At 49.0% G+C, this 26,592-nt stretch carries 20 protein-coding genes and 3 pseudogenes; 16 read left to right on the top strand and 7 right to left on the bottom strand.

Annotation, left to right across the window (positions count from 1 at the left end; translation table 11 throughout):
* Positions 1-139: 139 nt before the first annotated feature.
* The 11 genes from cusR to QUE74_RS03485 all read left to right on the top strand — a co-directional run bounded on the left by cusR (position 140) and on the right by QUE74_RS03485 (position 14,714).
* Complete coding sequence (gene cusR / locus QUE74_RS03535; RefSeq protein WP_000770953.1) at positions 140-823, top strand: copper response regulator transcription factor CusR; 684 nt, start codon at positions 140-142, stop codon at positions 821-823.
* Complete coding sequence (gene cusS, locus QUE74_RS03530) at positions 813-2,261, top strand: Cu(+)/Ag(+) sensor histidine kinase CusS (protein ID WP_000253809.1); 1,449 nt, start codon at positions 813-815, stop codon at positions 2,259-2,261. The genes cusR and cusS overlap by 11 nt, the downstream gene beginning before the upstream one ends.
* A 263-nt stretch (positions 2,262-2,524) precedes the next feature.
* The gene (locus QUE74_RS03525) at positions 2,525-2,956 is read left to right on the top strand and encodes an SMI1/KNR4 family protein (protein WP_237710163.1); all 432 of its coding nucleotides are present in this window, start codon (positions 2,525-2,527) and stop codon (positions 2,954-2,956) included.
* A gap of 307 nt (positions 2,957-3,263) precedes the next feature.
* Positions 3,264-3,632, top strand: coding sequence for a hypothetical protein (locus QUE74_RS03520; protein WP_001139243.1), 369 nt, complete (start codon positions 3,264-3,266; stop codon positions 3,630-3,632).
* A gap of 31 nt (positions 3,633-3,663) precedes the next feature.
* The gene (locus QUE74_RS03515) at positions 3,664-4,104 is read left to right on the top strand and encodes a hypothetical protein (protein ID WP_032193927.1); all 441 of its coding nucleotides are present in this window, start codon (positions 3,664-3,666) and stop codon (positions 4,102-4,104) included.
* 441 nt (positions 4,105-4,545) lie between these two features.
* Positions 4,546-6,783 carry a cyclic di-3',5'-guanylate-activated glycosyltransferase NfrB gene (nfrB, locus tag QUE74_RS03510; protein ID WP_000383913.1) on the top strand — a complete coding sequence of 746 codons (2,238 nt, stop codon included), beginning with the start codon at positions 4,546-4,548 and terminating at the stop codon, positions 6,781-6,783.
* Positions 6,770-9,742 carry a bacteriophage adsorption protein NfrA gene (gene nfrA, locus QUE74_RS03505; protein WP_001354835.1) on the top strand — a complete coding sequence of 991 codons (2,973 nt, stop codon included), beginning with the start codon at positions 6,770-6,772 and terminating at the stop codon, positions 9,740-9,742. The genes nfrB and nfrA overlap by 14 nt, the downstream gene beginning before the upstream one ends.
* On the top strand, positions 9,743-10,633 hold the full coding sequence (locus QUE74_RS03500; RefSeq protein WP_001224561.1) for a DUF4434 family protein: 891 nt from the start codon (positions 9,743-9,745) through the stop codon (positions 10,631-10,633).
* 182 nt (positions 10,634-10,815) lie between these two features.
* The gene (gene envY, locus QUE74_RS03495; protein ID WP_001177464.1) at positions 10,816-11,577 is read left to right on the top strand and encodes a DNA-binding transcriptional regulator EnvY; all 762 of its coding nucleotides are present in this window, start codon (positions 10,816-10,818) and stop codon (positions 11,575-11,577) included.
* A 512-nt stretch (positions 11,578-12,089) separates the two neighbouring features.
* Positions 12,090-13,043, top strand: a complete 954-nt coding sequence (gene ompT / locus QUE74_RS03490; RefSeq protein ID WP_001201825.1) for an omptin family outer membrane protease OmpT — start codon at positions 12,090-12,092, stop codon at positions 13,041-13,043.
* A gap of 186 nt (positions 13,044-13,229) precedes the next feature.
* Positions 13,230-14,714, top strand: a complete 1,485-nt coding sequence (locus QUE74_RS03485; protein WP_001226378.1) for an alpha/beta hydrolase — start codon at positions 13,230-13,232, stop codon at positions 14,712-14,714.
* Positions 14,715-14,897: 183 nt separating this feature from the next.
* Here the strand turns inward: QUE74_RS03485 and QUE74_RS03480 are convergent.
* Positions 14,898-15,098, bottom strand: a pseudogene (locus QUE74_RS03480) (tail fiber assembly protein); the annotation flags it as partial.
* On the opposite strand from QUE74_RS03480, the pseudogene QUE74_RS03475 reads away from it, so the two are divergent.
* The 5 genes and pseudogenes from QUE74_RS03475 to QUE74_RS03455 form a co-directional block, all read left to right on the top strand.
* Positions 15,090-15,185: pseudogene (locus QUE74_RS03475) on the top strand (hypothetical protein); the annotation flags it as partial. The pseudogenes QUE74_RS03480 and QUE74_RS03475 sit on opposite strands and share 9 nt — an antisense overlap.
* A gap of 74 nt (positions 15,186-15,259) precedes the next feature.
* A pseudogene (locus tag QUE74_RS03470) lies at positions 15,260-15,927 on the top strand (class I SAM-dependent methyltransferase).
* 365 nt (positions 15,928-16,292) lie between these two features.
* Positions 16,293-16,406 carry a YnaM/YnfT family protein gene (locus QUE74_RS03465; protein WP_120795384.1) on the top strand — a complete coding sequence of 38 codons (114 nt, stop codon included), beginning with the start codon at positions 16,293-16,295 and terminating at the stop codon, positions 16,404-16,406.
* Between the two features lie 68 nt (positions 16,407-16,474).
* Positions 16,475-16,708: a cold shock protein YdfK gene (ydfK, locus tag QUE74_RS03460; RefSeq protein ID WP_000836768.1), complete on the top strand. Its 234-nt coding sequence runs from the start codon at positions 16,475-16,477 to the stop codon at positions 16,706-16,708.
* A 316-nt stretch (positions 16,709-17,024) separates the two neighbouring features.
* Positions 17,025-17,615, top strand: a complete 591-nt coding sequence (locus tag QUE74_RS03455; protein WP_000086514.1) for a recombinase family protein — start codon at positions 17,025-17,027, stop codon at positions 17,613-17,615.
* Between the two features lie 97 nt (positions 17,616-17,712).
* Here QUE74_RS03455 and QUE74_RS03450 read toward each other — a convergent pair whose 3' ends face one another.
* The 6 genes from QUE74_RS03450 to QUE74_RS03425 form a co-directional block, all read right to left on the bottom strand.
* Positions 17,713-18,288, bottom strand: coding sequence for a tail fiber assembly protein (locus QUE74_RS03450; protein ID WP_000885616.1), 576 nt, complete (start codon positions 18,286-18,288; stop codon positions 17,713-17,715).
* The gene (locus tag QUE74_RS03445) at positions 18,288-20,984 is read right to left on the bottom strand and encodes a prophage tail fiber N-terminal domain-containing protein (RefSeq protein ID WP_105287362.1); all 2,697 of its coding nucleotides are present in this window, start codon (positions 20,982-20,984) and stop codon (positions 18,288-18,290) included. The genes QUE74_RS03450 and QUE74_RS03445 overlap by 1 nt, the downstream gene beginning before the upstream one ends.
* A gap of 64 nt (positions 20,985-21,048) precedes the next feature.
* Positions 21,049-21,648 carry an Ail/Lom family outer membrane beta-barrel protein gene (locus QUE74_RS03440; protein WP_001233071.1) on the bottom strand — a complete coding sequence of 200 codons (600 nt, stop codon included), beginning with the start codon at positions 21,646-21,648 and terminating at the stop codon, positions 21,049-21,051.
* 70 nt (positions 21,649-21,718) lie between these two features.
* Entirely contained in the window at positions 21,719-25,216 is a 3,498-nt protein-coding gene (gene gpJ, locus QUE74_RS03435; RefSeq protein WP_286331898.1) for a phage attachment tail tip protein J, read from the bottom strand.
* A 59-nt stretch (positions 25,217-25,275) separates the two neighbouring features.
* Entirely contained in the window at positions 25,276-25,848 is a 573-nt protein-coding gene (locus QUE74_RS03430; RefSeq protein ID WP_000847641.1) for a tail assembly protein, read from the bottom strand.
* Positions 25,845-26,588 (bottom strand): C40 family peptidase, encoded by a 744-nt coding sequence (locus QUE74_RS03425; protein WP_286331897.1) that lies wholly within the window; start codon positions 26,586-26,588, stop codon positions 25,845-25,847. Before QUE74_RS03425 ends, QUE74_RS03430 begins: the two co-directional genes overlap by 4 nt.
* Positions 26,589-26,592 lie beyond the last annotated feature (4 nt).

Raw genomic sequence — 26,592 nt, 5'->3', positions numbered from 1 at the left:
TGATTTTATGCCGCCAACTTTACTCGCCAGGCTCTGATTTTCCGGTGACAGGAAAATGACAAAATTGTCATTTTGCCAATAAGCGATTGCCATCTGATCCCGCTACTCTAGAATTGCCCGGGCAACATGCGGAGGAAATATGAAACTGTTGATTGTCGAAGATGAAAAGAAAACCGGCGAATACTTAACCAAAGGGTTAACCGAGGCCGGTTTTGTGGTTGATTTGGCCGATAACGGGCTGAATGGATACCATCTGGCGATGACAGGTGATTATGACCTGATAATCCTAGATATTATGCTGCCGGACGTGAACGGCTGGGATATCGTGCGTATGTTGCGTTCCGCCAATAAAGGGATGCCGATTCTGTTGCTTACCGCGCTTGGCACCATTGAACATCGCGTCAAGGGGCTGGAGCTGGGAGCGGATGACTATCTGGTGAAGCCGTTCGCTTTTGCTGAACTGCTGGCGCGGGTGCGCACTCTACTGCGTCGCGGGGCGGCGGTGATTATCGAAAGTCAGTTTCAGGTTGCCGATTTAATGGTTGATCTGGTCAGCCGCAAAGTCACCCGCAGCGGCACGCGCATCACTTTGACCAGTAAAGAGTTTACTCTGCTGGAGTTTTTCCTTCGCCATCAGGGCGAAGTGCTGCCCCGCTCGCTTATCGCCTCGCAGGTGTGGGACATGAATTTCGACAGCGACACTAACGCCATTGATGTGGCGGTGAAGCGGCTGCGCGGCAAAATCGACAACGACTTTGAGCCGAAGCTGATTCAAACCGTGCGCGGCGTGGGTTACATGCTTGAGGTGCCGGATGGTCAGTAAGCCGTTTCAGCGCCCGTTTTCGCTGGCAACCCGCCTGACCTTTTTTATTAGCCTGGCCACCATCGCGGCGTTTTTCGCCTTTGCATGGATCATGATCCACTCAGTAAAAGTGCATTTTGCCGAGCAGGATATTAATGATTTAAAAGAGATTAGCGCCACACTTGAACGGGTACTTAATCACCCTGACGAAACGCAAGCCCGACGCTTAATGACGCTGGAAGATATTGTCAGTGGTTATTCCAATGTGTTGATTTCTCTGGCAGATAGCCACGGTAAAACGGTGTATCACTCCCCCGGCGCGCCGGATATCCGCGAGTTTGCACGTGATGCCATACCCGATAAAGACGCTCGGGGCGGCGAGGTGTATCTCCTTTCCGGCCCGACAATGATGATGCCAGGCCACGGTCACGGGCATATGGAACACAGCAACTGGCGGATGATTAACTTGCCGGTTGGCCCGCTGGTGGACGGCAAACCGATTTATACGCTCTACATCGCGCTGTCTATTGATTTTCATCTTCATTACATTAATGATTTGATGAATAAACTTATTATGACCGCATCGATCATCAGCATCCTGATCGTCTTTATCGTGCTGTTGGCGGTACATAAAGGCCACGCGCCAATTCGCAGCGTCAGCCGTCAAATCCAGAACATTACCTCGAAAGATCTCGACGTTCGCCTCGATCCACAGACCGTGCCCATTGAACTGGAACAACTGGTGCTGTCGTTCAACCATATGATCGAGCGTATCGAGGATGTCTTTACCCGCCAGTCCAATTTCTGTGCGGATATCGCCCACGAAATTCGCACGCCGATTACGAATCTCATAACGCAAACGGAAATCGCCCTCAGCCAGTCGCGCAGCCAGAAGGAGCTGGAAGATGTGCTCTACTCTAATCTCGAAGAGCTGACGCGAATGGCGAAAATGGTCAGCGATATGCTGTTTCTCGCTCAGGCCGATAACAACCAGTTAATCCCCGAAAAGAAAATGCTCAACCTGGCGGATGAAGTTGGTAAAGTGTTCGATTTTTTCGAGGCGTTAGCGGAAGATCGCGGCGTAGCACTACGGTTTGTTGGCGACAAATGTCAGGTTGCGGGCGATCCGCTGATGCTGCGTCGGGCGCTAAGCAACCTGCTTTCTAACGCCCTGCGTTATACGCCGCCCGGAGAGGCAATTGTAGTGCGCTGTCAAACGGTCGATCACCAGGTGCAAGTTACCGTCGAAAACCCCGGTACGCCCATTGCGCCCGAGCACTTACCGCGTTTGTTTGACCGTTTCTACCGCGTTGATCCTTCCCGCCAGCGAAAAGGTGAAGGTAGCGGTATTGGTCTGGCGATAGTGAAATCAATTGTTGTCGCGCATAAAGGCACGGTTGCGGTAACGTCAGATGCGCGGGGGACAAGGTTTGTTATCGGGCTACCGGAGAGGGAGTGATTGGTCAGATAATGCAGTGGATGTTAATTGAATTGAGAATTAGCTATTTCGTCACGAGAAAAAGCGTAAAATCCGTTTCGTGCAGATGGTGAGTTTTATCAGGGTATGGCGGTAGCGCAACTGCCTTCGGATAATATATATAGTGTGAATGTATACCCCAGATAACTTCACCATCCAAATATATTCTTGAGATTAAAATATCGTATATTAATCGTATGGGTGAAAATCCTGTTAATATTTTAACGAATCATGAGTACTATAAAGTGGAAAAAATCATAGAACAGATAAAACCATTTTGGACAAAATATGATTCTTTGTCAGAAAAAGATATGATGTTGTTAGAGTCCAATTTCACGCATCGTTTTCCAGAAGATATGAAAGAGTTTTTTCTGTGGTCTAACGGTGGAGCAGGTAAATTTCACAATATTTACATTTCCTTGTGGCCATTAGACGAAATCAAGGAATTAAATGATGGTTATTTAATCAATCATTATCTAGGTGAACAGTTCATGGCTTTTGGTTCTGATGGTGGGCCGATATGTTTTTTACTGGATTATCGTAATCCAGAACACACCAGAATATCTTCCGTAAATTTTGGTGACCTGGATATAGCTGAAGTAAAACAAATAGCAATTTCATTCGATGTTTTTTTAGAGTTGGCAGGAAATGGAGAAATTATAAGTAATAATTTATAATCAAGTAATTTCCCCTCACGCTGGCGATTGTCGTGGAATGCAGCGAAATTAATTTTATGAATAATAAAGTATTAGGGCAGGATTAAGACATAAGATACGGATAAAATTCTCATATACAAAGGATTACGAATGGCAACTGCAAGGATAAATGTTTTTTGCACGAATGAAGAGCTGTCTGATTGGCTCGCTATTATAGCCTCAAAGTATCAATTACATTCGATTTGGTTTGCGCTACAAGATGAATACTCTCAACAACTAAATATTTTAACAGAAAAAAATCCCTGTTGTAGCATATCGAATTTATCTTATGCCCAGCATTAAATCTAACAATAGAAAAATAAAGTTTAGTAGCATTGATCGTTGTTGTGGTTGGATTGAAATAAAACCGGGGCATTTAGTTGAGCATAACGGGGCAAAGATGTTACAACTTACTGAAATTAACACTACTGATTCTGAGAATAAATTAATATGTTTATGCAAAGCCATTAACTGGCTTAAACGACAGATTAAAACCAATGAATTTTCCGGTGTAACGGGAAAGAATAAAATTTATGGTGGAGAAACTATTCACCCTCATATTTTCTATACGCATCAAGCCAAATCTCTTTTTTATGATAAAGTAATATGGAAACAAGACTTCCTATTCAATTCTGTATATGAGCCATTTATTTCATAGTTTTCAGCAAACAATATTAACCACGATGAATATGACTAAAAAAGAAGCATTAGCATTCCTTGCTCTAAATCACCCTATGCCTAATGATTATGACATCACACAGGAACTTATCAATAAATATGACGACGTAAGACTTTATTTTTGTGCAAATCCTGCTGAAGAGGCTATCCCATTATTTTTACAATCCTTTGGGGAAGGTGATGGCTTAGGAGTATATCAGTTGGTTGAAGATTTTTTGTTTAAATGTGATGAAAATATTGTAGTATCCAATATAGCCAGCATACTGGAAAATCCTCTGACAATAAAAAGCGTCCGATATTGGTGTACATTATTGGCAATGGCTTTCCCGGATAACATCTTAATTAAAGGATTAAATATTTCTCTACATTCTGATGATGAGGATACTCGAGACATGGCTATGTTAAGTTTAAAGATGATTACAGAGGAATATAAAACATTTGAATTCCAATAATTCCCCCTTGCATAAAAGATCACCATCATGACAAAAACACAAGCAAAGTTGCTTATTTATAAAGCATTTGTTATTTTAACGTTCTTTATTTCCTGGTTGAATATTAAACTTAATTAATCTAAAGAGAAATGAAGTTAGCCTTCCTGTACCCACAGCAACGCCGTCTTTTTGTTCAGCACGGGGAAAATGTTCTCCCCTGCTCACCTCCTCCAGGCACTTCCACAACATGATGACCTGATCGGTTGCCGCCTATCCTCCTCACTATGACCTTCACCTCCGCGCTTTTGTCTACATTCTACACAATCGGCAACTTTTATAACCAGTGTAAAAATAACGTGCCGCAATAATCCTACCTATTAATGATAAAAAGCTGTCACAATTCATAAAAAACTTTAATATACGCCACCCTAAACATAACCAGCGTTAATGTAAGGTTTTTGTGTGGACTGGCTTCTTGATGTTTTTGCAACCTGGCTCTACGGCTTAAAAGTAATCGCGATAACGTTAGCGGTCATCATGTTCATCAGCGGGCTGGACGATTTTTTTATTGATGTCGTCTACTGGGTACGCCGCATTAAACGCAAGTTGAGTGTTTATCGCCGCTACCCGCGAATGAGTTACCGCGAACTGTATAAACCAGATGAAAAACCGTTAGCGATTATGGTTCCGGCGTGGAATGAAACGGGCGTCATCGGCAATATGGCCGAGCTGGCGGCGACCACGCTCGACTATGAAAACTATCATATCTTTGTTGGCACCTACCCCAACGACCCAGATACTCAGCGTGATGTTGACGAAGTGTGCGCTCGCTTCCCAAACGTGCATAAGGTAGTCTGCGCGCGTCCTGGCCCCACCAGTAAAGCCGACTGCCTGAACAATGTGCTGGACGCCATCACCCAGTTTGAGCGTAGCGCCAATTTCGCTTTTGCTGGTTTTATTCTGCATGACGCCGAAGACGTAATTTCACCGATGGAATTGCGTCTGTTCAACTATCTGGTCGAGCGTAAAGATCTGATTCAGATCCCGGTATACCCATTCGAACGCGAATGGACGCACTTCACCAGCATGACTTACATTGATGAGTTTTCAGAACTGCATGGCAAAGATGTTCCGGTGCGTGAAGCCCTCGCCGGACAAGTGCCCAGCGCAGGCGTCGGCACCTGTTTCAGCCGCCGCGCCGTGACTGCACTGTTAGCTGACGGTGACGGTATCGCTTTCGACGTGCAGAGTCTGACTGAAGATTACGACATTGGTTTCCGCCTGAAAGAAAAAGGTATGACGGAAATTTTTGTCCGTTTTCCGGTGGTGGACGAAGCCAAAGAACGCGAGCAGCGTAAATTTTTACAGCACGCGCGGACATCAAACATGATCTGCGTGCGCGAATATTTCCCCGATACCTTTTCAACGGCGGTTCGGCAAAAGTCTCGCTGGATTATCGGCATTGTTTTCCAGGGCTTTAAAACCCATAAATGGACCTCCAGCCTGACACTCAACTACTTTCTCTGGCGTGACCGCAAAGGGGCAATCAGTAACTTTGTCAGCTTCCTCGCGATGCTGGTGATGATCCAGCTTTTGCTGTTGCTGGCGTATGAAAGTTTCTGGCCCGATGCCTGGCATTTCCTTTCTATTTTTAGCGGCAGCGCATGGTTAATGACCCTGCTGTGGCTAAACTTTGGCCTGATGGTTAACCGTATCGTACAGCGGGTGATTTTCGTCACTGGCTACTATGGCCTGACGCAGGGGCTGTTATCTGTCCTGCGTCTTTTCTGGGGCAACCTGATTAACTTCATGGCCAACTGGCGCGCGTTAAAACAGGTACTTCAACACGGCGATCCACGTCGTGTCGCGTGGGATAAAACAACGCATGACTTCCCCAGCGTGACTGGCGATACCCGCTCGTTGCGTCCGTTAGGTCAAATCCTGCTGGAAAATCAGGTCATCACTGAAGAACAACTCGATACAGCACTGCGTAATCGCGTCGAAGGTCTACGCCTGGGCGGTTCAATGCTGATGCAGGGGCTGATTAGCGCCGAGCAGCTGGCACAGGCGCTAGCAGAGCAAAACGGCGTGGCGTGGGAGTCCATCGATGCCTGGCAGATCCCTTCTTCGCTGATTGCCGCGATGCCGGCCTCCGTGGCGCTGCATTATGCGGTGCTACCGCTGCGTCTGGAAAATGATGAGTTAATTGTCGGCAGTGAAGATGGTATTGACCCGGTTTCGCTGGCAGCCCTGACGCGTAAAGTCGGACGCAAAGTGCGTTACGTCATTGTTCTGCGTGGACAAATTGTCACGGGGTTACGTCACTGGTATGCACGCCGACGCGGTCACGATCCGCGGGCAATGTTGTACAATGCGGTTCAGCATCAGTGGCTCACGGAACAGCAGGCCGGTGAAATCTGGCGGCAATATGTGCCGCATCAGTTCCTGTTCGCCGAAATACTGACCACGCTCGGTCATATTAATCGTTCAGCAATTAACGTGTTGTTATTGCGCCATGAACGCAGTTCTCTGCCGCTCGGCAAGTTTTTGGTCACCGAAGGCGTTATCAGCCAGGAAACGTTGGATCGCGTCCTGACAATTCAACGCGAATTACAAGTTTCGATGCAATCACTATTACTCAAAGCAGGTTTAAACACAGAACAGGTTGCGCAACTGGAGTCCGAAAATGAAGGAGAATAACCTTAATCGCGTCATCGGATGGTCTGGTTTACTGCTGACGTCTTTATTGAGTACCAGCGCACTCGCAGACAATATCGGCACCAGCGCAGAAGAGCTGGGGCTGAGCGATTATCGCCATTTTGTTATTTATCCCCGTCTCGATAAGGCGCTGAAGGCACAGAAAAATAACGACGAAGCAACCGCCATCCGCGAATTTGAATATATACACCAGCAGGTGCCGGATAATATTCCGCTGACTTTATACCTTGCGGAAGCCTATCGCCATTTTGGTCATGATGACCGGGCGCGGCTGTTGCTTGAGGATCAACTGAAACGTCACCCAGGAGATGCCCGACTTGAGCGCAGTCTGGCGGCTATTCCAGTTGAAGTGAAAAGCGTTACGACTGTTGAAGAACTGCTTGCCCAGCAAAAAGCGTGCGACGCTGCGCCGACCCTGCGTTGTCGCAGTGAAGTCGGGCAGAATGCCCTGCGGCTGGCACAATTACCTGTCGCCAGAGCGCAACTGAACGATGCGACGTTTGCTGCATCGCCGGAAGGAAAAACGCTGCGAACCGATCTGCTGCAACGGGCAATCTACCTCAAGCAGTGGTCGCTGGCAGAAACGTTGTTCAGTGAATCACGGCAACAAAATACATTAAACGCAGCTGAGCGCCGTCAGTGGTTTGATGTTCTGCTCGCAGGCCAGCTGGATGATCGGATCCTGGCGCTGCAATCAGAGGGGATCTTCACCGATCCACAGTCGTACATTACTTACGCGACCGCGCTGGCTTATCGTGGCGAAAAAGCACGCCTTCAGCGTTATCTCGCTGAAAATAAGCCGCTGTTTACCACGGACGCACAAGAGAAAAGTTGGCTCTATCTGTTATCTAAATACAGCGCCAACCCCGTTCAGGCGTTGGCGAATTATACGGTACAGTTTGCCGATAACCGCCAGTATGTTGTTGGCGCGACGCTACCGGTGCTGTTAAAAGAAGGTCAGTACGACGCAGCGCAAAAACTGCTTGCCACCCTCCCCGCCAATGAAATGCTTGAGGAGCGTTATACCGTTAGCGTGGCGACTCATAACAAGGCTGAAGCTCTGCGTCTGGCACGATTGCTGTATCAGCAAGAACCGGCAAATCTTACCCGCCTGGATCAACTGACCTGGCAACTGATGCAGAACGAGCAGTCACGCGAAGCTGCCGATTTATTGCTGCAACGCTATCCTTTCCAGGGCGATGCGCGTGTCAGCCAGACTTTAATGGCGCGACTGGCGTCTCTGCTGGAAAGTCATCCTTACCTGGCAACTCCGGCGAAGGTGGCGATTTTATCGAAACCCTTACCGCTGGCGGAGCAACGTCAGTGGCAAAGTCAGTTGCCGGGTATTGCAGATAATTGCCCGGCAATAGTTCGCTTGCTGGGCGATATGTCGCCTTCCTACGATGCCGCCGCCTGGAACCGTCTGGCAAAGTGTTATCGGGACACGCTACCCGGTGTGGCGTTGTATGCATGGCTTCAGGCCGAACAACGGCAACCGAACGCCTGGCAACATCGTGCGGTAGCCTATCAGGCGTATCAGGTTGAGGATTACGCCACCGCACTGGCGGCCTGGCAGAAAATCAGTCTTCACGACATGAGCAATGAGGATCTGCTTGCTGCTGCCAATACCGCCCAGGCGGCAGGAAATGGTGCGGCTCGCGATCGCTGGCTTCAGCAGGCAGAACAACGTGGGCTGGGAAACAATGCCCTCTACTGGTGGCTGCATGCGCAACGTTACATTCCTGGTCAGCCGGAACTCGCACTGAACGATCTCACGCGCTCAATCAATATTGCGCCTTCTGCCAACGCTTACGTTGCGCGGGCGACAATTTATCGCCAACGTCATAATGTCCCGGCGGCGGTGAGTGATTTGCGCGCCGCTCTGGAACTGGAACCGAATAATAGCAACACCCAGGCAGCGCTCGGTTACGCCTTGTGGGATAGCGGTGATATCGCACAGTCGCGGGAAATGCTCGAACAGGCGCATAAAGGGCTACCGGACGATCCGGCACTTATCCGACAACTGGCCTACGTGAACCAGCGTCTGGATGATATGCCTGCGACGCAGCACTACGCCCGGCTGGTGATTGATGACATTGATAATCAGGCGCTGATAACCCCACTGACCCCAGAGCAAAATCAGCAACGCTTCAATTTCCGCCGTCTGCATGAGGAGGTCGGTCGCCGCTGGACGTTCAGTTTCGATTCTTCTATCGGCTTGCGTTCCGGCGCAATGAGTACCGCTAACAATAATGTCGGCGGCGCAGCGCCAGGGAAAAGCTATCGTAGCTACGGGCAACTGGAAGCCGAGTACCGCATCGGACGCAATATGCTGCTGGAAGGCGACCTGCTCTCGGTTTACAGCCGTGTATTTGCCGATACCGGAGAAAACGGGGTGATGATGCCGGTGAAAAATCCGATGTCCGGCACCGGTCTGCGCTGGAAGCCGCTGCGCGATCAGATCTTTTTCCTCGCCGTCGAACAGCAGTTGCCGCTGAACGGGCAAAATGGCGCATCCGATACCATGCTGCGCGCCAGCGCCTCATTCTTTAATGGCGGCAAATACAGCGACGAATGGCACCCGAACGGTTCAGGCTGGTTTGCCCAAAACCTGTACCTCGATGCGGCGCAATATGTCCGCCAGGATATTCAGGCGTGGACGGCAGATTATCGCTTAAGCTGGCATCAGAAGGTGGCGAACGGACAGACTATTGAGCCTTACGCTCACGTTCAGGACAACGGTTATCGTGATAAAGGCACTCAGGGCGCGCAGCTTGGCGGTGTCGGGGTCCGCTGGAATATCTGGACCGGCGAGACGCACTACGACGCCTGGCCGCACAAAGTCAGTCTCGGCGTCGAATATCAACATACCTTTAAGGCGATTAATCAACGTAACGGAGAGCGCAACAACGCGTTTCTCACCATTGGAGTGCACTGGTAAATGCGTAAGTTCATTTTCGTATTGCTGACACTGCTTTTGGTCAGCCCTTTTTCCTTTGCGATGAAAGGTATTATCTGGCAACCACAAAACCGTGATAGTCAGGTTACCGATACCCAGTGGCAGGGGCTGATGAGTCAGTTACGTTTGCAAGGCTTCGATACCCTGGTTTTGCAATGGACCCGTTACGGCGATGCATTCACCCAGCCAGAACAGCGCGCATTATTGTTTAAGCGTGCCGCAGCTGCGCAACAGGCTGGCCTGAAGCTGATTGTCGGACTGAACGCCGATCCGGAATTTTTTCTGCATCAGAAACAATCATCCGCGGCGCTGGAAAGCTATCTTAATCGCCTGCTGGCAGCCGATCTCCAGCAAGCCAGATTATGGAGCGCTGCGCCTGGCGTAACGCCGGATGGCTGGTACATCAGCGCGGAAATTGACGACCTGAACTGGCGCAGCGAAGCCGCCCGTCAGCCTTTGCTAACATGGTTAAACAACGCGCAGCGGTTGATTAGCGATGTTTCGGCAAAACCGGTTTATATCAGTAGTTTTTTCGCCGGAAATATGTCGCCCGATGGCTATCGCCAACTGCTGGAACACGTTAAAGCAACCGGCGTTAATGTCTGGGTACAGGATGGCAGCGGCGTTGATAAACTCACCGCTGAACAGCGTGAACGTTATCTACAGGCCAGCGCCGATTGCCAAAGCTCCGCCCCAGCAAGCGGCATTGTTTATGAACTGTTTGTCGCCGGTAAAGGCAAAACCTTTACAGCGAAACCGAAACCGGATGCTGAGATCGCCTCGCTGTTAGCGAAACGTTCCTCTTGCGGTAAAGACACGCTCTATTTCTCTCTGCGCTATTTGCCCGTCGCACACGGCATTCTCGAGTATTAAATCCCCTCCAGGTAAGTCGGGTACGACCTGACTTACCACTTTCGCTCTCGTCAGAATTCCATCAAGATTAATTGCTAAAAAGCGTGCTAAAGAAAGAAGATCGTTATCGGCGAACGGGCCGATCACTCATGCAGGAAGCATAGATCCTTTGAGCGGAGTTTCTGATATCTGAGGAGTGCGAAATGCAATTGAGCAGCAGTGAACCTTGCGTGGTGATCCTGACCGAAAAAGAAGTAGAGGTAAGCGTCAATAACCATGCCACGTTTACCCTTCCGAAAAACTACCTGGCCGCCTTCGCGTGCAACAATAACGTCATTGAACTCTCAACGTTAAATCACGTATTAATCACCCACATCAACCGTAACATCATCAACGATTATCTGTTGTTTTTAAATAAGAACTTAACCTGTGTAAAGCCCTGGTCGCGGCTGGCAACCCCGGTTATCGCTTGTCATAGCCGTACACCGGAAGTGTTCCGGCTAGCCGCCAACCACAGCAAGCAGCAACCCAGCAAACCCTGCGAAGCGGAGTTGACGCGCGCATTGCTTTTTACCGTATTGTCTAACTTTCTTGAGCAATCGCGGTTTATTGCCCTACTGATGTATATCTTACGCAGCAGCGTCCGCGACAGCGTCTGCCGCATTATTCAAAGCGATATTCAGCATTACTGGAATCTGCGAATTGTCGCCAGTTCGCTCTGTTTAAGCCCCAGCCTGCTCAAAAAGAAATTAAAAAACGAAAATACCAGCTATAGCCAGATTGTCACAGAGTGTCGTATGCGTTACGCCGTACAGATGTTATTGATGGATAACAAAAATATCACTCAGGTAGCGCAATTATGTGGCTATAGCAGCACGTCGTACTTTATCTCTGTTTTTAAGGCGTTTTACGGCCTGACACCGTTGAATTATCTCGCCAAACAGCGACAAAAAGTGATGTGGTGAAGGGCAAAGCGGAAACAGATAAGACTGGCATAAATGAAGAAGAAATGGCGCGCCCTGCAGGATTCGAACCTGCGGCCCACGACTTAGAAGTTCCTAGAACGACATTTTAAGTCAACAAATTACCGCGCCATCTCTGCGCTCACACGTCCCACTACCTCAAAACATGTAAAGCCTTGCAAGCCATTGTGAGGCCTTATGTGTCTCAGTTTTGTCCCTCTTTTTTGTACTAAAAAACATAGCAATTGAGGATAAACCTCATGCTATTTTCGCTTATATGCCTTTAAAGGCATGGCGCTTAAATAGATAAAAACACCACAAAAGCATAAAAAACCACACAGTAAAACCGCAACATAAAACAATAACAGATAATTAAACCAAAAACAGATAGCGCATTGTGATAATCATTCAATACTAAACAAAATATAAACAGTGGAGCAATATGTGATTGACTCATTAAGTTAGATATAAAAAATACATATTCAATCATTAAAACGATTGAATGGAGAACTTTTATGCGGGCGAAACTTCTGGGAATAGTTCTGACAACCCCTATTGCGATCAGCTCTTTTGCTTCTACCGAGACTATATCGTTTACTCCTGACAACATAAATGCGGACATTAGTCTTGGAACTCTGAGCGGAAAAACAAAAGAGCGCGTTTATCTAGCTGAAGAAGGAGGCCGAAAAGTCAGTCAACTCGACTGGAAATTCAATAACGCTGCAATTATTAAAGGTGCAATTAATTGGGATTTGATGCCCCAGATATCTATTGGGGCTGCGGGCTGGACTACTCTCGGCAGCCGAGGTGGCAATATGGTCGATCAGGACTGGATGGATTCCAGTAACCCCGGAACCTGGACAGATGAAAGTAGGCACCCTGATACACAACTCAATTATGCCAACGAATTTGATCTGAATATCAAAGGCTGGCTCCTCAACGAACCCAATTACCGCCTGGGACTCATGGCCGGATATCAGGAAAGCCGTTATAGCTTTACAGCCAGAGGTGGTTCCTATATCTACAGTTCTGAGGAGGGATTCAGAGATGATATCGGCTCCTTCCCGAATGGAGAAAGAGCAATCGGCTACAAACAACGTTTTAAAATGCCCTACATTGGCTTGACTGGAAGTTATCGTTATGAAGATTTTGAGCTAGGTGGCACATTTAAATACAGCGGCTGGGTGGAAGCATCTGATAACGATGAGCACTATGACCCAGGAAAAAGAATCACTTATCGCAGTAAAGTCAAAGACCAAAATTACTATTCTGTTGCAGTCAATGCAGGTTATTACGTAACACCTAACGCAAAAGTTTATGTTGAAGGCGCATGGAATCGGGTTACGAATAAAAAAGGTAATACTTCACTTTATGATCACAATGATAACACTTCAGACTACAGCAAAAATGGTGCAGGCATAGAAAACTATAACTTCATCACTACTGCTGGTCTTAAGTACACCTTTTAACGAAGTTAACCAGATTTTCTCCCCGGTGGTATTGTATAACCCCGGGGAATTTGTTTACAGTTACAAGTAGGCAATATCCACTAATTTTGTAAGCATTTAACCTATGTCATAACGTGTAATCTCTTACCGCAACACAAGACCTCAATATATTCAAATCTTATCTTTATTCCGATATTCAGAGACACAATGCGAAAAATAATCACTCATTTCAAAGTTGTTTTAACGTTACTTCTACCAGTAACCGTATCTGCCCAGCAGATACAGTGGCAATCCTGTATGGCCAGTCAATTCAACCACTGGTTTGGTGAGGAAAAACCGTCTCCTGACTTACTATGTGGTTATTTGTCTGTTCCATTAAAATATACAGACACAGGCGGAGATGCTTCTTATGAAAAAAAATCACAAGTCAAACTAGCGTTGACAAAATTGCCGGCAAAAAGCAAGCATAAAGGAAGTATCCTGATAATAAGTGGTGGTCCCGGGTTACCAGGCATAAATCCTTATATTAACTTTGACTGGCCAGTCACAAATCTTCGTGAGTCATGGGATATTATTGGATTTGATCCTCGAGGCGTCGGACAGTCCACTCCGACAATAAACTGCCGGCAATCAGATACAGAGACTCAGGAAAACATAACCGAAAAGCAACAAGTATTAAATAAAATTAATGCCTGTATCCATAATACCGGAGCCGAAGTCATTCGCCATATCGGCTCTAACGAGGCTGTATACGATATTGATCGTATTAGGCAAGCCTTGGGGGATAAACAACTGACAGCCGTGGCGTATTCGTATGGAACTCAAATTGCAGCCTTATATGCAGAACGTTTTCCCTACAACGTAAGATCTATCGTTCTTGATGGAGTCGTCGATATCGATGACCTGGAGGACAACTTCACATGGCAACTCAAACAGGCACAGAGTTATCAGGAAACGTTTGATCGCTTTGCATCCTGGTGTGCGCGTACAAAAAGTTGCCCGCTTTCTTCAGACAGAGATAAGGCAATAACTCAGTTCCATGAGCTATTATCAAAATTACATCACAAACCTTTATTAGACAGTAAGGGAGAAAATATATCTTCAGATGAACTCATATCATTAACAACAGACCTTCTGCTATGGCGTTCATCATGGCCAACCCTTGCAACTGCCATACGCCAGTTCTCTCAGGGGATTGTCAGTAATGAAATTGAAACTGCGCTCAGTGCTCCGATAGCCTCAGAAGAGTCAAGCGATGCTTCGGGGGTAATCCTCTGTGTAGATCAGGGGGATGAGCAATTAACACCAGAAGAGCGAAAATCCCGAAAAGACGCTCTTGCGAATGCCTTCCCGGCTATTAACTTTGACAATGGACGTTCCGATTCACCTGATTTTTGTGAATTATGGCCAATACATAGCGACCTGAACAAAACTCGCCTGAAAAATACTGTTCTGCCCTCTGGTTTACTGTTTGTAGCACACAAATACGACCCAACAACGCCCTGGATTAATGCCCGTAAGATGGCAGAGAAATTTTCCAGCCCGTTACTAACAATAAATGGTGATGGGCATACATTAGCTCTCACCGGAGTTAATTTATGTGTAGATAAAGCAGTTGTACATTACCTGATCACTCCACAAAAAATAGAAAATATATACTGCCCAGGAAATTCTGAAGCAGAAATACAATAATTTCAAAATATTCCGCTATTTGCTCCCAATGCAAAACATATATTGCATTGGGAGCATATTCATATTTTTGTTATTATTGTATGAAATCGTCTCATGTACACGGTCCTTTTTTCGCCGAAAACTGATATTACTTTAATCAAAAGTTGACGTGCCAGATTCGAAGTAAATTTATAAAATATCAAATCAATATACATTTTGCACCTTCGAGATAGTAATGACTGTTACTGTAACATGAGTTACAAACAGCTTCATACCCAGAGCTACTGATGTATCAACTCGATTCAACAATACCCGATATTTATTCCATGCCTCCAGCAACGATCTTTCTTCCTCCGTTGCGATTTCCAGATCTACAGCATCCTGCAGTGGCGCAATATACTCACTGAATTCCTAGATGTAGAACTGTGTGGTGACGGTCTTCCAGCCATTCGGCTCCTGCTGTATCGAAGCATACCAGGCTATTTCAATATCGCTATGCTGCGGCAGCATTTAACCCCTTGTAATTCATCGCCATAATTGATTTAATTCACAAATAAAACTATAACATGGTGAAATTAATGAAAAAAACACAGATGATGGGGCTAAAATTTACACACCACTTACCCTAAAGCTTTATGACTGGTGGGTTTTGGGAGTATCAAATCGGCTTGCATGGGGATGTCCTACAAAGGAACACCTTCTTCCACACTTTCTGGAACATTTAGGTAACAACCATCTGGATATTGGTGTTGGAACTGGGTTTTACCTTACTCACGTACCTGAGAGTAGTCTGATATCTTTAATGGATTTGAACGAAGCTAGCCTGAACGCGGCATCTACAAGGGCTGGGGAATCAAAAATTAAACATAAAATTAACCATGATGTTTTTGAACCTTATCCCGCGGCGTTACATGGTCAATTTGATTCCATTTCCATGTTTTACCTTCTTCACTGCCTGCCTGGAAATATATCTACAAAAAGCTGTGTAATACGCAATGCGGCGCAGGCCTTAACTGACGATGGAACTCTATACGGAGCCACAATTCTTGGCGATGGAGTTGTGCACAATAGCTTCGGTCAAAAACTGATGCGCATTTACAATCAGAAAGGCATCTTTTCAAACACAAAAGATTCCGAAGAAGGCTTAACACATATACTCTCAGAGCATTTCGAGAATGTTAAAACCAAGGTTCAAGGTACTGTAGTAATGTTTTCCGCTTCAGGGAAAAAATAGCATCCAACCGCAGCACGTTCTTGCATAAGGCGTGTCTGCGGTTTTTCAACTATTCAGATACATCACTCCCATCACATTCATTCCTCCGCATCATAGGCATATAGGCTATATCACCTTGATATTTTTCTTCTTCAGATAAAAACTGTTATCTATGTATACTTTTAAACCCAATCCGTGTAGAGTCTCTGCATAAGATAGTTTGCAGTTGCCACTTCAGCTTGCGCCATAAACCGCCTGATTTTTGCCGCCACCTGTTAGCATTCCTGTATACCTGAAACGACAATGTTTATCTACGAACTTTAAGAACACCCAGGATAAAAATTGTCAACTATATCATATATAACACATTACTAATTCGAGGCTATATGAACAGCATACTGATAATCACTTCTCTCCTTATCATATTCAGCATTTTTAGTCATGCCCTAATAAAATTAGGGATTGGCATATCCAATAACCCAGACAAAACCGATGTATAAGTCAACATATCCTGAATCAGACATACAATATCGCAATGAAAATCAATAATATTTTAAGGAATATCTTCATGAAATCAAAAGACACCCTAAAGTGGTTCCCTGCGCAGCTTCCTGAAGTAAGAATTATCCTAGGGGATGCTGTAGTGGAAGTAGCAAAACAGGGAAGACCTATCAATACCAGAACATTGCTTGATTACATTGAAGGAAACATAAAGAAAAAATCATGGCTGGATAACAAAGAATTATTACAAACAGCGATATCAGTTCTTAAAGACAACCAAAATTTAAATGGTAAAATGTAATATAATAAACTTACTTTTTTATCATTTTTCCACTTTAACAACATTTTGCTCCACTTTTCCACGATCAAACAACTTGAAATCTGGTTAAAATAACACGCAACACTATTCTTCTTCCTTGAGTCCGCCCGGAACTCGAAAAACAAACCGAGTTAAAGCCATTTTTCACAAAATCGATTTTGGGTCTCACCAAAATTACGGGGTTGCATACGCATTCGTTTATTTTCGAACGTGTACATACAAATATGCACAAAAATAATCAAAATTATTTTCTGAGATGCATTATGATATGAACACCAATTTCGTATAGAGTCTCACTATGTCTCGAATTTTTGCTTACTGTCGGATATCAACGCTGGATCAGACCATCGAAAATCAACGCCGGGAAATCGAAAGTGCAGGTTTTAAAATCAAACCTCAGCAAATAATCGAAGAACACATTAGCGGCTCAGCAGCAACCAGTGAGCGTCCTGGTTTTAACCGGTTGCTTGCTCGCCTGAAATGTGGTGATCAATTGATTGTGACAAAACTGGATCGCCTTGGTTGTAATGCAATGGATATCAGGAAAACAGTGGAACAACTGACCGAAACAGGTATCAGAGTGCATTGCTTAGCATTGGGGGGCATTGACCTGACCAGTCCAACAGGAAAAATGATGATGCACGTAATTTCAGCAGTCGCTGAATTTGAACGAGACCTTTTACTTGAACGCACTCATTCCGGGATAGTAAGAGCCCGCGGCGCAGGGAAACGTTTTGGTCGACCACCTGTGTTAAATGAAGAACAGAAACAGGTGGTATTCGAACGAATTAAGTCAGGTGTAAGTATAAGTGCCATTGCCCGGGAATTCAAAACCTCACGGCAAACCATTTTAAGAGCCAAAGCAAAACTTCAGACACCTGACATATAAAAAATAATCTCGGTGTGAGATGCTTTACGTCTTCCAAGCCCCCTTCCTTGCCGTAAATGGAAAGATACATCTAATTATAGAATTTATATGTTTTACCCTACGGCAGTGCTGGCCATTCAATATCCTGTGCAGTTGACGTATCAACACGGTTCAGCAACACCCGATACTTTTTCCAGGCTTCCAGCAATGAGGTTTCTTCCTCCGTTGCGATTTCCAGATCTACAGCATCCTGAAGTGGCGCAATATGCTCACTGGCTACCTGCATCAGGCTGTTTTTTGTTTCTTCCGCCTCTCGGATCCGGAACAGTTTTTCTGCTTCTGCATCTTTCACCCAGGCTGTGCCGTTCCACTTCTGAAACTCCCCTTCCGGCGATAACCAGGTAACATTTTCCGGTAACGGACCGAGTTCAGAAATAAATAACGCGTCCCCTGACGCTACGTCATAAACCGTTTTACCCCGATGGTCTTCAACGAGATGCCACGATGCCTTATCACTGTTGAAAACAGCCACAAAGCCAGCAGGAATATCTGGTGGTGCAATATCGGTACTGTTTGCTGGCAGACCTGTATGAGGCGGAATATATGCGTCACCTTCACCAATAAATTCATTAGTTCCGGCCAGCAGATTATAAATTTTTATGGTCCGTGGTTGTTCACTCATTCTGAATGCCATTATGCAAGCCTCACAATATAGTTAAATGCGATGTTTTTGACGGTGTTTTCCGCGTTACCAGCAGCGTTAACGGTGATGGTGTGTCCATGTGAACCAATCGCAACGGAGTGCGTATGAGCACCAATACCGACAGTATGCGCGTGTGCACCTGCAGATGCTGCTGTGCCGGACAGTGAATGGCTATGATTACCATCTGTACTGGTATTCGCTAACCACCCCGTAGACATACCTACTGAGCCTTGTACACCCCAGGTATTTTGACCTGAGCTTGTATAACCATATTGATAAGTATCTTTAAAAACACTGGGGTTAAATCGACGGCCATCTCTATGGCTGTGATTACCAGCTGCATTCGTGCTGCCACTTAAACTATGGGTATGCGCACCAGTGTTATTCGTGGATTTAGTGCCGTAATCAAACGACGATGTGGTTTTCGTCCCCAAATCCGTACTGGATGCGCTGGCGCTGTGGGTATGCGATTTAATGCCGTCCTGTTCCTGAGACAATACGGCCCGACCACTGGCAGGTTTGCCCTTAATCGTCCAGCCACGCATATCAGGGATCACGCCTGACGGATAAGCGGCTGCAAGTTTCGGGTATGCAGATTTGTCAAAAGTCTGCCCCTGCATCAGGGCATAGCCAGACGGAACGGTATCTGATGGCCACGGGATTGGTGCGCCAGGCGGATAAAACTGCTCTGATGGCGTATAGAGTGAATAAACTGTACCGTCCGTTAACCCTTCCGGCTTATTAGCAGAATATGCTGGTGACGTATGAATCGTCACGCTGGCATTACTGGTATAATCCCATTGAATATTTACACCAGTCGCATAATTTCCGATTGCAACGTAAATATCGTAAGTATCACCAGATGTATTGACCCAGGCAAAATTTGTAAACCCTGTCGATGTGCGCTGCCATAAAGCACCAGTAATCCCCTTCGGATTACCATTACCTGCACGTAAAACAAGTTCAGATATACCTGCCTGTTGAGGTGACCCCACGTTAAATCCAGCGCCACCAATCAACGTAATTGAAACAACAGAACTCGCCTGTGGCATGGTTACCGTTGCTAATTTGAACCAACCAGCACCACCGCTGAATGACATTGTTGTTGAGTTAAGCGTACCAATATCTTTCGGCGTCAGTGTTATATCCGCTGAAAGCGCCTTACCATTCACCTTACGGGCAGAAGGTACCCGACCATTCGCATTGTCATTAGCTGCTTTCACTGCTTTCGGTGTCGCAGCAAGCGTTTCAGATGTGCTGTTGGTTGCACTGCTGAGCTGTACTATCCCCTTTTTCGTCGTGCTCGCATCCTCAAGCGCCACGGCGGATGCAATATCCTCTGCCCGTTTTGCTGCTGTCTCGGCGCGCGTTGCCGCGGATTCCGCCGTACTTTTGCTCTGTGCTGCCGCTGCCGCACTGCCAGCAGCCTCTGTCGCCTTCGTGGATGCCGTCGTGGCGCTGCCCCTCGCTGCTGACGCCTGTCTGGTCGCCTCATCTTTTGAAGCAGACGCAGATGATGCCGATGACGCCGCCGAACTGGCGGACGATGCGGCAGCCGTTTTTGAGGATTCTGCGCTGGTTTCCGACGCTTTCGCGTTCGTTTCGGATGTCTTCGCTGCGGAAGCAGACCTCGCTGCTGCGCTGGCCTGTTCAGTGGCTTCGCCAGCCTTCGTTGTGGCTGTTGAAGCGGATGATGCGGCGCTTTCTGCCGATTTTCCGGCGGCGGTGGCACTGACTGCTGCCTCCTCTGCCTTAATGGACGCCTCACGGGCCGATGATGCAGCTGCTGTCTCAGAGTCTGCCGCAGCTGAGGCGCTCTGTTCCGCTGCCGTTTCAGAAGACCTGGCATTCGTCTCGGACGTTTTTGCCGCCTTCACGGAATTTCCTGCCGCCGTTGCCGAGGAGGCTGCACTGCTGGCGCTTGTGGAGGCGTTCGTTTCTGATGATTTTGCCGCCTCTTTGGAGGCCGCCGCATCTCTGGCTGAAGTGGCGGCTTCTGACGCTTTCGTCGTCGCAGTGGATGCAGAAGTGGCTGCTGATTTTTGTGACGCTGCAGCATTCGTTTCTGACGTTTTCGCCGCACCGGCACTGGTGGCCGCCGCGCTTTTTGAGGACTCTGCAGCGGCAGCACTTTTTGATGCTTCAGTGGCCTTTGTTGATGCCGTTCCTGCGCTGGAAGACGCCTCCTGAGCCGAAGTCGCGGCCTGTCCGGCTGACGTGCTGGCTGCACGCGCTGAGCCTGCAGCATCAGTCGCATGGGTTGCCGCCTCACGGGCAGATGTGCCGGCATCACTGGCTGACTTCTTCGCGGCTGCCGTGTTCTGTGCCACCGCGGACGCGTTACGCGTCACCTCTTCCACCATCAGTTCAAAACGGCGCAGAGCCTCCGGACGGGCATCATCCTCCGTCATGGCACCGAGAAAATCATTCAGCGTACCGGGTCGGGAATCTTCATACACGGTGATGGTCCCGGCATGTGACGGCGGGAATCCTTCCACCAACAGAATAACGCTGTACTGACCGTACTCAACGTCCATGCTGTAACGCCCGGCTTCATCCGGATTTTCTGAGGCCAGCGTGTTCACCACCACCGTGGTGCTGTTACGTTTTGCTTTCAGCTGGATTGTGCAGTTCTGTACCGGTTTTCCTGTGCCGTCTTTCAGTACACCTGAAATCTTTACTGCCATATTCACCCCACAAAAAAGCCCGCCTGAACCGGCGGGCTGTCATAACACTGTGTTACCTGGCTAATCAGAACTTATAACCGACACCCACGATGAAACCGTCAGTGCGCCAGTCGCCACTGCCGGAGCCTTCATAAGCAATATCAATGGCCACGGATTCGGTCGGGTTAAACTGCACGCCAGCTCCCCACGCCAGAGACGTGTTGCTGTGGCGACCGTCATCACTTCCGGTCAGCACGTCGTGCGTTTTCCCCTTGTTGTCAGTTACGCGGAGATAATCCCCGGAGAAAGTCGACACACGGCTGTAAGCCACACCCGCCATCGCATACGCGCTGAACCATTCATTCACGCGCACAGACGGCCCCGCCATTACGCTGAACCAGCGGTTACGAACGGAATCTTCATGCCAGCGAGTATCGCTGTAATGGGTCAGCTGGCGATTCTTGTCTCCTGCATAGCTGAATGACGTCACCAGCCCCAGCGTATCCGTAAACTCATAACGGTATTTCACGTTAATCCCGTTCAGATCATCACTGCCGGGAACGTTGGTCCGGGCATGAAGATACCCCGCGCTCAGCGTGGACTGATGTTCAGACGCCCATGCAGGCGCACCGGATACGGCCAGACAAATGGCTGCGGACAAAATGGCGGCACAAACTTTACGCATAATTACCTCTCGCTTTTCTGCAATAAAAAAGGCGTCATTCCTGACGCCATTTATTGGGGTTATAAATATTTCAACGAATACTGATGCCGGAAGCCGCTTTTTTGGTCACAATCACCGTACAGTCGGTGATATTGCCTGCCCCCTGATTGCCTTTCTGGAAAATCTTAAACTCCAGAGTGACGCTACCACCACCACTAGGCATATCAATAACTGCACTGTAACTACCGGGAATGGCCCCTTTAGTTTCTCTGGATGCGATTAATACGCCGTTTTTGCGAACTTCAAAACCATAACCCGTGTATCGCGTGCCTCCCGGGTTATTTCCGCTCCCCGGATCGTCATACGCTATACCGTTAAAAATAATGGGCGGAATAATAATCTGGCGGTCAAAGTTATGATCATCGCTGATGGTGACTGTAACCGTACCGTTTGGTGTTTCCGTGTTACCCCACGTACCGACTTTTTTCGGGAAGGCTTTTGATACAGCTTTAACGAAATCTCCTCTGACCTGGGTCGCCTCCAGCATGCCCTTAATCGTACAGTTCTGGTTAATCGTGACATTGTTGAGCGTTCCTGAGTTCGCATTCACACTGCCACTGATATCCGCATTTTTCGCCGTCAGTCTCCCGTCTGATGTCAGGGAAAATGCCGGAGGATTACCGCCGCTGGTAATGGTGGGGGCCGTCAGGCGTTTCAGGAACACTTCATTCATGAATATCTGATCGCCCTGACCAACAAACATCGGCTTTGTGTTGCCATTCGCAGGATTAATCATCGCAATCCTGTCTGCTGCCAGCAGCACCTGACTCTGCATGCCGTCAGGGGTGTTCTCAATACCGGCACCGATACCCGCAATATAAAGGCGTCCGTCCTGCATCTGCTGCAGCTTCACTGCCCACATGCTGTTCAGGTTATTATTTGTATCAACCTGAACCTTCTGTATCTGCTGGATCGCTGCACTCTGGTCTTCCAGTTTCTTATTGACGGTCTGTGTTATTTCATTGCTGACATCCGTTATGGACGTCCTGATTTCAGTCAGGTCAGGCGCAAGCTGACCGTTATCAATCTGCGTCCACAGCTCCTGAGCCAGATGGGTTTTCCCTATCTCGCCTTTGAAAAAATCCAGATAGCCTGATGCATCATCACTCGGCTGACCGACAGCCTCCACGAATGCCGATTTGCCAACGGTGTTCACACTGCGAACGTAAAAATAATAATCATGGCCCGGTTTGATATTGATACTGGCGGCTATCCAGTACAGTGCCGTACCAAGATAACGCGCGCTGGTTTCAACCTGCCTGATATCCGCAATCCGTTTTTCCGAGAACCAGAACTCAAACTGTACCGTCGGGTCATAAACCGCAAGATGCGGCGTGGCGGTTATCTGAAAATAGCCCGGCGTCAGCTCAATCCGCGACGGCGCTGCCGGTGCGGCAATCCGGAACGATACCGACGCCGGATCGCCCTGCTGTCCCCACGCATTTACCGCCCGGACTGTCAGCGTGTACCGTCCCAGCGCCAGTTGCGTGAAGCGGTATGTGGTTTCCGTCGTCCGGGCCGTGCTGACCAGCCGCTCACTGCCGTCGTCCGCTGTTACGGTCAGACGGAGCAGGAAGCTCACGCCCTTCACCACCTTCGGTGTGTCCCATCGCGCCAGCACCTGATATTCCCCGCTGTCTGCAGTGACTTCTGCGGTCAGGTGCTGCACCGCTGGCGGCGTGACACCATTCACCGTGCCACTCTGTTCGCCGTCAAAGTGCGCCCCGTTATCCACGATGGCCTCTTTTTCCGGCACATGCTGCACGGCGGTGATGGCATACGTGCCGTCGTCGTTCTCACGGATACTCACGCAGCGGAACAGTCGCTGGCGCAGCGTCGGCAGCTTCAGCCCCCATACGCTGTATTCAGCAACACCGTCAGGAACACGGCTCACTTTTACCTTCACGCCGTCGGTGACGGACTGAACCTCCACGCTGACCGGATTGCCACTTCCGTCAACCAGGCTTATCAGCGCGGTACCGGAGGATGGCAGCGTGATTTCACGGTCGAGCGTCAGCGTCCGGGTCTGGCTGTTCACCGCCAGCACACGACCACCGGTGCTGATACCGGCATAGTCATCATCGCAGATTTCAATAACATCGCCCGGTACATGGCGAAGCCCTTCTGCGCCGACGCTGAAATCCACGGTCTGCATTTCCAGCAGTTCTGTTTTAATCAGCCACAGCCCGGCGCGGTGTGCCTGCCCCCGGCTGGTACAGCCAAAGGCATCCATCTTCGTAACATTACGACCGTAACGGGCAATGGCCTGCGTATCTTCAACAAGCTCTGTCGCCGTCTCCCAGCCGTTGTTCGGGTCAATCCAGTTCACCTCAACGGCATTATGGCGGTCCTTCAGGGCGCTGAAGCTGTAGCGGAACGGCGCGCCATCATCCGGCATCACCACATTACTGCGGTTATAGGTCCACACCTTATCCGACGGTCGGTCCTGCACGAACGTCAGCGTCTGCCCGTTCCATACCGGCATACAGCGCATCGCCGAGCAGAAATCACTGAGAACATCCCACGCCTTACGCTGTGTGGTCAGGTACGCATTACAGGTGATGCGCGGCTCCGTGCCGCCAAAACCGTCCGGCACCGACTGCTCGCAATGCTGGCCGATGACATACAGCGCCCATTTGTCCACATCCGCCGCACCAAGACGTTTCCCCATGCCGTAGCGCGGATGGGTCAGCATATCCCACAGACACCAGGCCATGTTGTTGCTGTATGCTGGCTTAAACGTTCCGTCCCAGATACCGCTGTATTGCCGCGTCTGCGGGTTATAGTTCGACGGCACCTGCAGAATGCGTCCGCGAAGATGATAATTACGGCTCACCTGCTGGCTGCCGAACTGCTCCGAGTCCACCTGCACGCCGACCAGTGCCGTGTTCGGGTAGCACTGTTTCACATCGATGATTTCGGTGTATGACGACCAGAGCGTTTTGTTCTGCAGCTGGTCTGTGGTACTGTCCGGCGTCATCCTGCGCATCCGGATATTAAACGGGCGCGGCGGCAGGTTACCCACCACCACCGAAGCCAGATACTGCGAGGTGGTTTTGCCCTTAATGGTGATGTCTTTTTCCGTCACCCAGCCACCGTTACGTTGTATCTGAACCAGCAGGCGGACTTCCGATGGATTCCGGTCCCCCTTTGAGGTGGTTTCCACCAGTGCCTGCACACCGAAGGTAAAGCGCAGACGGTCGATGTTTGCAGACGTGATGGTCCGGGTGATCGGCGTGTCGTATTTCACTTCCGTACCCAGCACCGTCTCGGAGCCGGAGGATTCAAATCCCTCCGGCGGTGTCTGCTCCTGCTCACCGGCCCGGAACACCACCGTGACGCCGGAGATGTTGGTATTCCCCTCACTGTCCAGCACTGGCGTACTGTTCAGCAGCACACTTTTTAATCCATCCACCGGACCTTCAATCGGCCCTTCGCTGATGGCATCGATCACACTCAGCAACTGCGTGGACTTCAGGTTGTCCTTCGCTTCGCGCGGAGTATGCCCCTTACTGCTGCCTTTACCCATTCCTCACGCTCCATAAACGACAAAACCGCCCGGAGGCGGTTTCACATAAACGTTTTTCATCAGCGACCAATCACCACAACCTGACCACCATCCCCTTCGTCTGCCGTGCTGATCTCCTGAGAAACCACGCGTGACCCCACGCGCATTTCACCGTACAGAACAGGCAGAACATTGCCCTGGGCAACCATGTTATCCAGTGAGGAGAAATAGGTGTTCTGTTTGCCGTTATCCGTTGTCTGTGTACGGGGAGTTCTGGCTTTCGGTGCCAGCATCTGCGCCACACCACCGAGCACCATACTGGCACCGAGAGAAAACAGGATGCCGGTCATACCTCCGGCCCCAATGGCTGCCCCCCATGCTGCAAGGGTGGCTCCGGCGGTAAAGAATGATCCGGCAATGGCGGCTGCTCCCAGGACAATCTGGAATACACCACCAGACTTGGCCCCGGCGACTCTGGGAACAATATGAATCACAGCGCCATCAGGCAGAGTCTCATGTAACTGCGCCGTTAATCCGGACGTGCTGACATCCTGCCCGGCAATCCGTACCTGATACCAGCCGTCGCTCAGTTTCTGACGAAACGCCGGGAGCTGTGTGGCCAGCGCCCGGATGGCTTCAGCCCCCGTTTTCACACGAAGGTCGATGCGGCGGCCAAATCGTTGCAAATCCCCGTAAAGGCAGATGCGTGCCATGCCCGGTGACGCCAGAGGGAGTGTGTGCGTCGCTGCCATTTGTCGGTATACCTCTCTCGTTTGCTCAGTTGTTCAGGAATATGGTGCAGCAGCTCGCCGTCGCCGCAGTAAATGGCAGCATGATTCGGCACCGATGAACCAAAGCTGCACAGCAGCACATCGCCCGGCTGCGCCTCTGTCAGTGCGACACGGTAAAAACCCGTTGCCTCCATATTGTCAAGATAGAGATTCTGACCGTGACGCCACCAGTCATCCTCGCGGTGAAAATCCGGCATCTCAATTCCCGCCAGATGGTAAGCGTCCCGGAACAGCGTGTAACAGTCCGTCACTCCGTGCTCAAAGCGCCGCCCGGTGAGATACGGCACACAGCGGAACTTGTGAATCACGCCCAGGCAGACCAGCCACCACGGCAAATCACTCTGCACCTGCAGCCGCCGGTCAGCCTCACTCAGCCAGGGCAGACCACCGGGGTGGCTGTGGACCAGCGCCACAATCTCACCCTGCATTTCTGCCTGCAGCCAGTCCTCCGGAGCCATCCGGAAATAATCCTCCGGCTCACCGGAAATATTCACGCCGGGAAAATATCTTTCCCCCTCCGGCGCTCTCACCACGAAGCCGCACGACTCCGCTGGCGCACATCGTCGGGCGTGCGCCAGAATCGCTGATTCTGTCTGTGTCATGGGA

The sequence above is a fragment of the Escherichia sp. 10290 genome, assembly GCF_030295155.1.
Lineage (GTDB): Bacteria > Pseudomonadota > Gammaproteobacteria > Enterobacterales > Enterobacteriaceae > Escherichia > Escherichia coli_F.
The sequence above is the reverse complement of the archived record's forward strand: the minus strand, read 5'-3'. Positions and strand labels throughout refer to the sequence as shown.

Excerpts from the sequence above, each read along its gene's own strand:
- cusR (WP_000770953.1), top strand. The coding sequence starts at position 140 with ATGAAACTGTTGATTGTCGAAGATGAAAAGAAAACCGGCGAATACTTA.
- cusS (WP_000253809.1), top strand. The coding sequence starts at position 813 with ATGGTCAGTAAGCCGTTTCAGCGCCCGTTTTCGCTGGCAACCCGCCTG.
- QUE74_RS03520 (WP_001139243.1), top strand. The coding sequence starts at position 3,264 with ATGCCCAGCATTAAATCTAACAATAGAAAAATAAAGTTTAGTAGCATT.
- QUE74_RS03515 (WP_032193927.1), top strand. The coding sequence starts at position 3,664 with ATGACTAAAAAAGAAGCATTAGCATTCCTTGCTCTAAATCACCCTATG.
- nfrA (WP_001354835.1), top strand. The coding sequence starts at position 6,770 with ATGAAGGAGAATAACCTTAATCGCGTCATCGGATGGTCTGGTTTACTG.
- QUE74_RS03500 (WP_001224561.1), top strand. The coding sequence starts at position 9,743 with ATGCGTAAGTTCATTTTCGTATTGCTGACACTGCTTTTGGTCAGCCCT.
- envY (WP_001177464.1), top strand. The coding sequence starts at position 10,816 with ATGCAATTGAGCAGCAGTGAACCTTGCGTGGTGATCCTGACCGAAAAA.
- ompT (WP_001201825.1), top strand. The coding sequence starts at position 12,090 with ATGCGGGCGAAACTTCTGGGAATAGTTCTGACAACCCCTATTGCGATC.
- QUE74_RS03485 (WP_001226378.1), top strand. The coding sequence starts at position 13,230 with ATGCGAAAAATAATCACTCATTTCAAAGTTGTTTTAACGTTACTTCTA.
- QUE74_RS03465 (WP_120795384.1), top strand. The coding sequence starts at position 16,293 with ATGAACAGCATACTGATAATCACTTCTCTCCTTATCATATTCAGCATT.
- ydfK (WP_000836768.1), top strand. The coding sequence starts at position 16,475 with ATGAAATCAAAAGACACCCTAAAGTGGTTCCCTGCGCAGCTTCCTGAA.
- QUE74_RS03455 (WP_000086514.1), top strand. The coding sequence starts at position 17,025 with ATGTCTCGAATTTTTGCTTACTGTCGGATATCAACGCTGGATCAGACC.
- QUE74_RS03450 (WP_000885616.1), bottom strand. The coding sequence starts at position 18,288 with ATGGCATTCAGAATGAGTGAACAACCACGGACCATAAAAATTTATAAT.
- QUE74_RS03445 (WP_105287362.1), bottom strand. The coding sequence starts at position 20,984 with ATGGCAGTAAAGATTTCAGGTGTACTGAAAGACGGCACAGGAAAACCG.
- QUE74_RS03440 (WP_001233071.1), bottom strand. The coding sequence starts at position 21,648 with ATGCGTAAAGTTTGTGCCGCCATTTTGTCCGCAGCCATTTGTCTGGCC.
- gpJ (WP_286331898.1), bottom strand. The coding sequence starts at position 25,216 with ATGGGTAAAGGCAGCAGTAAGGGGCATACTCCGCGCGAAGCGAAGGAC.
- QUE74_RS03425 (WP_286331897.1), bottom strand. The coding sequence starts at position 26,588 with ATGACACAGACAGAATCAGCGATTCTGGCGCACGCCCGACGATGTGCG.